Raw genomic sequence first — 7,661 nt, forward strand, 5'->3', positions numbered from 1 at the left:
TTCCCTGGCAGTGCCATTCATTCCTTCAACTACCGAGACATCCATGCGTTTTATTCTTTGTTTCCTGGCCGCGATGGCCAGCGTTCCCGCATCGGCTGAAAAGCTGACCCTGGAACGCATCCACGCCGATCCGGCGCTGGCCGGCCCCGGCGTGCGCAACCTGAAGGTCTCGCCCGACGGCGAGCGCGTGACCTTCCTGCGCGGCCGCGCCGACAACCAGTTCCAGCTCGACCTGTGGGAATTCAAGCTGAAGGACAAGAGCACGCACCGCCTGGTCGACTCGAAGGCGCTGGTGCCGAATGAAACGATTTCGCCCGAAGAGCAGGCGCGCCGCGAACGCGAGCGCACGGCCAGCCTGAACGGCATTCTCAGCTACAGCTGGTCGCCGGACGGCAAGCAGCTGCTGGTGCCGCTGGCCGGCAATCTGTACCTGGTCGACGCGGCCCATCCGGACAAGGCGCGCCTGGTCGCCAAGGGCAATGTGCTGGACCCGAAAATCTCGCCGAAAGGCCGCTACGTGTCGTTTGTGCGCGATCAAAACATCTATGTGATCGACCTCAAGACGGACAAGGAACGCCAGCTGACGAGCGACGGCAAGGGCACGATACGCAACGGCGAAGCCGAATTCGTGGCGCAGGAAGAAATGGGACAGCGCACCGGCTACTACTGGGCGCCCGACGATTCGGCCATCGCGTATAAACGCTATGACGAAGCGCCCGTGCCCGTCGTGCGGCGCTTCGAAATCTTCGCCGACCGCACCGACGTCGTCGAGCAGCGCTACCCTGCCGCCGGCGACCCGAACGTGCTGGTGCAGTTGCTGATCGTCTCGCCGGAAACGGGCGCGCAGCGCCAGGTGGCCCTGGGCACCAACCCCGATATCTACCTGGTGCGCGCCGACTGGAGCGCGGACAGCAAGTCGCTCGTCTACCAGCGCCAGTCGCGCGACCAGAAGACGCTGGACCTGGTCGCCGTCGACGCGGCCACCCTGGCGCAGCGCACCCTGCTGACGGAAACGTCGACAACCTGGGTCAGCATCCATGACGACCTGCGCTTCCTGGCCAACGGCACCTTCCTGTGGTCGTCCGAGCGCACGGGCCGCAACCATCTGTACCTGTACGACATGGGCGGCAAGCTGCTGCACCCTGTCACTTCCGGCGAGTGGGGCATCGACAGCGTGCTGGCCGTGAACCAGAAGTCGGGCAAGGTCTATGTATCGTCGAACCGCGACGCCGTGATCGACAAGCAGACCTACGCCCTGGCCCTCGACGGCAGCACGGCCGACAAGCCGCAGCGCGTGACGAAAGCCGACGGCTGGCACGACACGACGTTCTCGCGCAATGGCGAAGTCTTCGTCGACACGTATTCCGACCCGGCCACGCCGCCGCAAGTGAGCATCCGCCGCCCGGACGGCGCCATGGTGGGCTGGCTGGAAGAAAACGCGCTCAACGCCAGCCACCCGTATTTCAAGTACAAGGCCGACCACCTGCCGACCGAATACGGCACCCTGAAGGCCAACGATGGCCAGACGCTGTACTACTCCATCGTCAAGCCGTCGAACTTCGACGCGGGCAAGCGCTATCCCGTCTACCTGTCGACGTATGGCGGCCCGCACTCGCAGCACGTGGCGCGCCGCTGGGGCAACAACTTCGACCAGTACATGGCGCAGCAGGGCTTTGTCGTCTTCCGCCTCGATAACCGCGGTTCCTCGCGCCGCGAGCGCGCGTTCACGGACGCCATCTACCACAACCTGGGCGCCGCCGAAGTGGCCGACCAGCTGGTCGGCATCGACTGGCTGGGCAAGCAAAGTTTCGTCGATGCGAAACGCATCGGCGTGTTCGGCTGGAGCTACGGCGGCTTCATGACCCTGCGTTTGCTGTCGGCCGCATCGGACAAGATCGCCATGGGCGTGTCGGTGGCGCCCGTGACCGACTGGTCGCTGTACGACACCCACTACACGGAGCAATTCCTCGGCATGCCGAAGGAAAACGTGGACGGCTACAAGGCCAGCACCGTGTTCGCCCACCTCGACGGCTTGAAGTCGCCGCTGCTGCTGGTGCACGGCATGGCCGACGACAACGTCTTGTTCAGCAACAGCACGCGATTGATCGACGCGCTGGTGAACCGCGGCGTGCAGTTCGACCTGATGACCTACCCGGGCGCCAAGCACGGCATCTCGTCGCGCGCGGGCCAGCGCCACGTATACAAGAAAATCGAGCTGTTCTTCAAGCAGAACCTGATGAAGCCAGCACAGTAAGCTTGCGCTGCATCAAATAAAAAACCGCCGCCTGTCTTGCGACAGGCGGCGGTTTTTTTATACTGGAGCAGAAATTATGGCTTGCGGGTCACAGTTTCGACTGCATCTTTCACATCACCAACCTTCTTCTGCACTTTGCCTTCGACCTGGTTGGCCAGGCCCTTGGCTTGCTGTTCTTCGCTGCCGACGACTTTGCCAGCGGCTTCCTGGATTTTACCGCCGACTTCCTTCAGTTTACCTTCGACTTGATCTTTGTTCATGATGGATCCTCACTGTAGTTGGTACATCTGTTGTCCAGCCCGCAAGGGCCGGTACTGCGGCTCACACGCTGCTTGTTGCGTGTCGATGTGTCCATAGTACGCAGTGGGGTTCAAAGGCTCTGTACGGTTCCTAACACAGTGCCAACATCGTCGATCAGGCCGCCAAATCCTTGCGCCAGACGGTGGCCAGCCATGGCTGCTGCTCGCGCGGCAAGCCCGGCGGTCGGTAGTACTGCTCGACCAGGGTAAAGCCGGCCGCCTGCACGTAGGCGGCCCAGCTCGCTTCGTCATGGTAGCTGCCGTAGCGCGCGCCGTTCCAGCCTTCCTGGTTCTGCCCACGCGGGTTCGAACTGAACAGCACGCCGCCCGGCTTCAGGCACGCGTACAAAGCGCGCAGCACGCCGGGCAAGGCGGCGCTGGGCACGTGGAACAGCACGGCATTGGCGAACACGCCGTCGAAGTGCGCAGCGGGCAGGTCGAGGTCGACGAAATCCTGCTGCCACACGGTGCAGCCGCTGTAGGCGCGCGCCATCTCGACGAAGCGGGGACAGCCATCGACGCCCATCGCGTGATGGCCCAGGGCCGTGAACGCCTTCAGGTCGCGGCCGGGGCCGCAACCGAGGTCGAGGATGGACAGCGGCGCGGGCCTGCCGATGGCGTTCAGCAGCGCGCCGATGTTCTGGCTGACGTCATGGTCGCGCGTGCCCTCGAAAAACTGCTCGGCGCTGGCGTCATAATGGGCCAGGGTGCGGCCCGTGATGGCGTGGATGGGGTCTTGCTGGTCTTGCGAGGTCGGCTTCATGGCGCTCCAATCAGTAATCACGCCATTTTACGGTGCCGGCGCGCTGGGCGTGCGGCACCGTAAATGACTACCAGACGCGCACGCGCTGCTCGGGCGCCAGGTACAGCTGCTGGCCCGGCTGGACGTCGAAGGCCGGATACCAGGCGTCGAGGTTGCGCACGGTGGCGGCGCGGTATTGCGCCGGCGCATGGCCGTCCGTGAGGATTTGCTGGCGCGCCGCCGCTTCGCGCGCCTTGCTGCGCCAGCTGACGCCGTAGCCGATGAAGAACGCGCGCTGCGCTTCCGGCTGCGCCGGCTTGCCTTCTTGCGATAGCGCAAACGCGTCGTACGCGGCCGCCACGCCGGCCAGGTCGGCCAGGTTTTCGCTCAAGGTCAGCTGGCCATTCACGGCCAGGTCGGGGAACGGTTTATAGGCGGAAAATTGCGCTACCAGCTGCCGGGAGGCGGCCTGGAAGTGCGCCAGGTCGGCCGGCGTCCACCAGTCGCGCAGCTTGCCCTGGGCGTCGAACTGCGCGCCCTGGTCGTCGAAGCTGTGGCTGATCTCGTGGCCGATGGTGGCGCCGATGCCGCCATAGTTGGCCGCATCGGACGCCTTCGCATCGAAGAACGGCGGCTGCAGGATGGCGGCCGGGAAGTTCAGCGCATTTTGCAGCGGCAGGTTGACGGCGTTGACCAGTTGCGCCGGCATGGCCCAGGCCTTGCGGTCGGGCGGCGTTCCCAGCTTGGCCAGTTCCTGCCGGTAATGAAACTGCTCGGCGCGCTGCGCATTGCCCAGCGCGTCGCCGCGCACCACGCGCAAGCCCGCATAGCTGGTCCAGTGCTCCGGATAGCCCACGCCCACGTACAGGGTCTTGAGTTTTTCCTGCGCCTGCGCCTTGGTTTGCGGCGCCATCCAGTCGAGCTTGTCGATGCGGCGCGAGAAGGCGGCGACGATATTCGTCACCATGTCCTGCACGCGGGCTTTCGATTCCGGTGAGAAATAGCGCTCCACGTAGAGCTTGCCCACGGCGTCGCTGAGGGCCGCATTCGTCGCGGCCAGCGCCCGCTTGCTGCGCGGCGACTGCTGCGGCGTGCCGCTCAGGGCGCTGCCATAGAAGGCGAAGCGCTGTTCGGCCGCCGCCCTGGGCAAGACCGTGCTGAAGTGATTGATCGCGTGGAAGGCGAGGAAATCCTTCCAGGTGGCCAGCGGCACGCTCGCCACCAGCGCGGCGCTGCCCGTCATCGCCGTCGGGTGCCAGACGATGAAATCCGCCTGCGCGCCCAGGCCGGCCGCCTGGAAGAAGGCTTGCCAGTCGAGGCCCGGCGCCTTGCTGGCGAAATCCCCGGCGCGCCACGCATTATTGCCCTTGGCGACATCGGCCGAATCCTCGCGGCTGGCATGACTGGCGGCAATCTGCTGTTCCAGCGCAAACACGCGCGCGGCCCGGCCTGCCGCATCGCCGTAGCCGGCCAGCTTGAACATGGCGGCGATGTGCGCCTGGTAGCTGGCGCGCAAGCCCTGCATGCGCGCGCTGTCCGTCGCATAATAAGCGCGGTCGGGCATGCCCAGGCCGCCTTGCAGCAGATAGGCGACATTGCGCGTGGGGTCGTTCAAGTCTTGCGCCACCCACAGGCCGAACAGGTTTTCCGTATAAAAATTGGTCGCGTTGAGGGGATCGACATCGGCGCGCAGGCTCTCGCCCAGCGCCCGCGCCAGCCCCGCCTGGTCGCGGATGCCATTGATCTTTGTCAACATCGGTCGCAGCGGCGCCCAGCCTTTCGCTTCGATAGCCGATTCATCCATCCAGCTGCGGTAAAAATCGCCGACCTGGCGCGCTTCGCTGCCCTGCCCCGCGGCCGCCGGCAAGGCTTCGATCAGGGCCGTGATGCGCTTGTTGCTTGCCTCGGCCAGCATGGCGAACGACCCCCAGCTGCTACGGTCGGCGGGAATGGCCGTGGCGCGCATCCAGTCGCCATTCACGTAGGAATAGAAATCATCGCCGGGCAACACCGGCGCGGCGCTGGCGGCAGCCGGGGCGGCCGCCGCGTCCTGGCCGTGGGCCAGGGCCGGCAGGGCGGCCAGCGTGGCGCCGGCCAGGGTCAGGGCGATGGCGGCCTGGACTGGCGTCCGGCGCCAGGAAAAGCGAAAACCGTGCATGGGCGGTCCTTTCGTTGAATTGCTGGGATGAGTGGCTAAAATCATAGCCTGTTTCAGGCCAAAAAACCGCCCGCGAACTTTTTTGCATGCGCATAAAAAATCGGCATATAGTTTCACGACCCCGACACCGTGCCGCGCGACTGCCAAGGAGAATCGCCATGCAACTTGAAGCGCTGTTCCAGCAACCCCATGCCCTGCCCACCGCCCCGAAGGTCGTCGACGAACTGGTCCGCAGTTTCGACAATCCCGCCATTTCCACCGAAGACATCGCCCGCCAGCTGGGCGCGGACCCGGCGCTGAGCGCCAAGCTGCTGCGGCTGGCCAACTCGGCCTACTACCACGTCTCGCACAGCATCGGCACGGTGGAAGACGCCGTGCTGATGCTGGGCTTTGTTACCGTGCGCACGCTCGTCATCAGTTCGGGCCTGGTCAACGGCTACAAGGCCGTGCCCGGCCTGAACCTGCCGCAGTTCTGGCGCTACAGCCTGCACAGCGCCGTATCGGCCCGCTGGATCGCCAGGCAGACGGGCGACAACCAGGACCTGGCGTTTACCATCGGCATGATGCATGCGATCGGCCAACTGGTGATCCATGCCGCCATGCCCGAGCAAGCCATGCAGCTCGACAAGATCGCCCCGCCGCTCGATGCGCGCCGCCTGGACGCGGAGCGGGTCTCGCTGGGCTACAGCTACGCGGACGTGGGCGCGGAACTGGCGCGCCGCTGGAAATTCCCGCCCACGTTTGCCGCCACCATCGCCGCCTTTCCCGATCCGCTCATCAAGGCGCCCCTGAACCGCCTGGCCGCCATCGTCCACCTGGGCGCCTGGCGCGCGCGCGTCGACGAAAACGCCCTGAGCAATGAAGAAATCATCGCCTGCTACCCCAGCGACGTGGCTGAATCGCTGGGCCTGCCGCCCTCCGTGCTGGTGGACAAGATGCCGCCGCCGGCCGAACTGAGCGCGGGGCTGGAAGAATTGGTGAAATAAGCGCGCCGCCGCCGACACCCGCCAAGCCCCGCATCCACGGGGTCTGGCGCGCTGTTTCGGCGCATTTTTCGGCAGGCAGGCGCGCGCGGTTGAAATTATTTGCATTTATTTTCAAAAAACCCCTCAAGTTCCCGCCGTGGCCGCCGTTAACCTAGACAAGCAGTAATCCATTCACTAGTTACGGGTGTGCTCATGACCTCCAACGACGTTCTCTCGATGTACGAAAATATTGCAGGAATGACCAATAAAATGGTCGTGGCGGCGCGTACGAGCGACTGGGATGGCCTGGACACCCTGGAAAACCAGTGCGCCAGCGCGGCCAGCACGGCCACGACGGGCAAGGTACCCGCCCTTGCCGGCGCTGCGCGCCTGCGCAAGATCGACCTGCTCAAGCAAATCCTGGCGAATGACCGCGACATCCGCGCCGTCACGGAACCGTGGATGACGCAACTGGCCAGCGTGATGCCCGCCGCGCGCGCCCGCATGTAAACAAGTTTGCATCGCAGAAAAGACAAAAGCACCCGAGGGTGCTTTTTTTACGCCTGCCGCCCTGGCCGGCCGCGCAGCGCGCGCCAGTGTTGGCAGGGAGAAAGAATTTGGAAGGCGAACCCCAGGTATCTCCTGGCGTCGCCTCGCTGCCGGTTGCATCCGGCGTCCGCGAGCACATCGTCGGCATCGCAGACCGCTTCCAGGCCCAGGCGTTTATGCAACGCTACACCTGTTTGCCGCGCCACGCTATCGTTGGTGGCTGCGCCAGGCTGGGACTGTTTTGTCGTAGAGCAAGTCCACTGAATTAATCATATCACCATCTTTGAAAAACAGGCAACGCGATTGACACGCGTTTCCATGTATTTTTTCAATATCTTTTTTCATATCAAATTTCAGCGGAGCGTTAACGGGAGAACGGCTCCGGCTCCGCTTCCGGCGCCGGCTCTTGCTCCCCTTCCACCGTTTCCGTCAGCACCGGCACGTCGGTCTTGCGGCGGAACGGCTTGCGCAGCAAGACCCAGTACTTCGATGGCGCCGCCGGTGCCGCAGCCTGCCTGCGCTTGCGCACGGCATACGCGATGACGGCCGTCAGCAGCAGGAAGAGCGCGGTGCCGATGCCCAGCCATAGCAAGCCATTGCCGCCCGCCTTCTTTTCCGGCGGCGGCGCGTGCAGGGGCCTGGGCTTGGCGCGCGGCAGCGCAGGCGCGGCCTCGGCCGGCGCGGCGGCGGCAGG

The 7,661-nt window shown here is 64.7% G+C and carries 6 protein-coding genes and 1 pseudogene; 3 read left to right on the top strand and 4 right to left on the bottom strand.

Annotated features, from left to right (window positions below; genetic code table 11):
• Positions 1 to 43: 43 nt before the first annotated feature.
• Positions 44 to 2,254, top strand: coding sequence for an alpha/beta fold hydrolase (locus CBW50_RS15155; protein ID WP_086146334.1), 2,211 nt, complete (start codon positions 44 to 46; stop codon positions 2,252 to 2,254).
• Between the two features lie 74 nt (positions 2,255 to 2,328).
• Here the strand turns inward: CBW50_RS15155 and CBW50_RS15160 are convergent, their stop codons facing one another.
• The 3 genes from CBW50_RS15160 to CBW50_RS15170 all read right to left on the bottom strand — a co-directional run bounded on the left by CBW50_RS15160 (position 2,329) and on the right by CBW50_RS15170 (position 5,453).
• The gene (locus CBW50_RS15160) at positions 2,329 to 2,514 is read right to left on the bottom strand and encodes a CsbD family protein (RefSeq protein ID WP_034759763.1); all 186 of its coding nucleotides are present in this window, start codon (positions 2,512 to 2,514) and stop codon (positions 2,329 to 2,331) included.
• 154 nt (positions 2,515 to 2,668) lie between these two features.
• Entirely contained in the window at positions 2,669 to 3,316 is a 648-nt protein-coding gene (locus CBW50_RS15165) for a bifunctional 2-polyprenyl-6-hydroxyphenol methylase/3-demethylubiquinol 3-O-methyltransferase UbiG (RefSeq protein WP_086146335.1), read from the bottom strand.
• Between the two features lie 67 nt (positions 3,317 to 3,383).
• Positions 3,384 to 5,453 (bottom strand): M13 family metallopeptidase, encoded by a 2,070-nt coding sequence (locus CBW50_RS15170; protein ID WP_086146336.1) that lies wholly within the window; start codon positions 5,451 to 5,453, stop codon positions 3,384 to 3,386.
• Positions 5,454 to 5,611: 158 nt separating this feature from the next.
• On the opposite strand from CBW50_RS15170, the gene CBW50_RS15175 reads away from it, so the two are divergent.
• Positions 5,612 to 6,439 carry an HDOD domain-containing protein gene (locus tag CBW50_RS15175; protein WP_086146337.1) on the top strand — a complete coding sequence of 276 codons (828 nt, stop codon included), beginning with the start codon at positions 5,612 to 5,614 and terminating at the stop codon, positions 6,437 to 6,439.
• Between the two features lie 237 nt (positions 6,440 to 6,676).
• Positions 6,677 to 6,928 (top strand): flagellar protein FliT, encoded by a 252-nt coding sequence (locus CBW50_RS15180; protein ID WP_319017199.1) that lies wholly within the window; start codon positions 6,677 to 6,679, stop codon positions 6,926 to 6,928.
• Positions 6,929 to 7,331: 403 nt separating this feature from the next.
• On the opposite strand, the pseudogene CBW50_RS29380 reads toward CBW50_RS15180, so the two are convergent.
• Positions 7,332 to 7,661: pseudogene (locus tag CBW50_RS29380) on the bottom strand (hypothetical protein); the annotation flags it as partial.

Origin of the sequence: Janthinobacterium sp. GW458P, from assembly GCF_002127585.1 — a bacterium.
GTDB lineage: Bacteria > Pseudomonadota > Gammaproteobacteria > Burkholderiales > Burkholderiaceae_D > Janthinobacterium.